We start from the raw sequence: 1513 nt of genomic DNA, 5'->3' as shown, positions 1-1513 counted from the left end.
AAGGATTTTACAGCATTTTTTCAAGGTGGAAAGTTAAATTTTGGTGGAGATTTTGGAAATTATAACTTAGTTAGGGTTTATAATAATGTGCCAGAGATTAGACGACTAGGAGATCCTATTAGCATGGACAGCTTGCCTTGGGAGACCTATAAAGATGTGTTAGACTATGGTTCTACTGCAATAGAGGGTATTTATAAATTTAAAGTTGATAAACGTACAACACTTTATAATGGAGGTTATTGGATTGATAATCTAGGAAACCGAAGGAGTATTCGTTATGCTGGCCGATCTGTTAATTCGAGAATCGGTTTAAGAAGTGATTATGTAAGGACTACTGCTAAATATGCTAAATATGCAGACAGAGCAGGGATGGTAGGGAATGTAATTTCTGCTGGTGAGATTGGTTATGGAGTTTATGAGGACAATTGGCGATTTGGAAAAAATGCGCAGGTTGCAACGGCAGGAGTGGTTGGTGGAATTGTAGGTGCCTCTGAAGGAGCTTTATTAGGAGCATATATAGGAAGTTTTATTCCAGTACCAGGAGTAGGAACAGTTATAGGTGTTGTTTTAGGAGCTACTTTTGGATATATTTATGGTGAAATTGCTTCACAGTCTGTAGAAAAAATGTATGAGTAATAGATGATGAAAAATATAAAGAAAAATAAAATAAAGTTTGTCATTATTATTGTAATTATGATTTTGATATTAATACTGGGAATAATCGCTGTTCTATACCCTGCTAAATATACTAGTTTTGTTTTTCATAACGGGTTGATTATATTTACACTAGGAATAATGGGTGTATTTGTGTCTATGTATTGTATTTTTGAATTTGCAAAAAAATTATTTGATAAAAATGCAATGGTTTTTATTGATAATAAAGGAGTTATTGATAAAGTTAATATATTGGATTATCCTTTTATAAATTGGAAAGATACCTTAAAAATAGAAGAATGTAATATTAATAATATTCCTCATCTCAAAGTTTTTATTAATAATCCGCAAGAATATATAAATCAAAAAAAAGGCTTTAAAAAGTGGATTTTAAATCATAATTATAAAAAATATCAAACTCCAATTTTATTGAACAGTATTTATTTATCATGTTCTTTCGATAATTATAAAAAAAATATTTTAACCTCATATAAAGAATATAAATTAAGTACTTTACATTAGCTTACCTCCTTAAGATTCTAAAAAAAATAATGGACTGCTTCAAAAGTGAAACAGTCCATTATTTTATAGGTGAATAGACCTGTCTGCAATTTTGAAATAATAAGTATATTTACAACTATACCGTTGAGCTGGGAAATGTACAGTTGAGCTATCAGAATAACGGCTCAGGAGTACCAGTTCTTGAAGAAAATGTAATGAATAATCCGGTGATGATGTATGACCCGGATGGAAGAGTGAGTCAGGAATGGCTTAATGGAATTTACAATATGTCACGACCAGGAAAAACAACATATAGTCAGTTTTCTTCTAACGGGATGTCAGCTTGGGCTAATTATGA

The 1513-nt window shown here is 31.0% G+C and carries 3 protein-coding genes; all 3 read left to right on the top strand.

The genetic code is table 11. The annotated features are described in order from the left end of the window. Window positions 1-636: glycine zipper domain-containing protein (locus AOB46_RS23540; RefSeq protein ID WP_206542275.1), on the top strand; the 636-nt coding region annotated here is incomplete at its 5' end. Between the two features lie 3 nt (window positions 637-639). After that, window positions 640-1176 (top strand): STM3941 family protein, encoded by a 537-nt coding sequence (locus AOB46_RS22660; protein WP_062703674.1) that lies wholly within the window; start codon window positions 640-642, stop codon window positions 1174-1176. 143 nt (window positions 1177-1319) lie between these two features. Next, on the top strand, window positions 1320-1513 hold a 194-nt coding region (locus tag AOB46_RS22655), incomplete at its 3' end, for a hypothetical protein (protein ID WP_131724462.1).

The organism is Chryseobacterium indologenes (assembly GCF_001295265.1).
Taxonomy (GTDB): Bacteria; Bacteroidota; Bacteroidia; order Flavobacteriales; family Weeksellaceae; genus Chryseobacterium; species Chryseobacterium indologenes_A.
The sequence above is the reverse complement of the archived record's forward strand: the minus strand, read 5'-3'. Positions and strand labels throughout refer to the sequence as shown.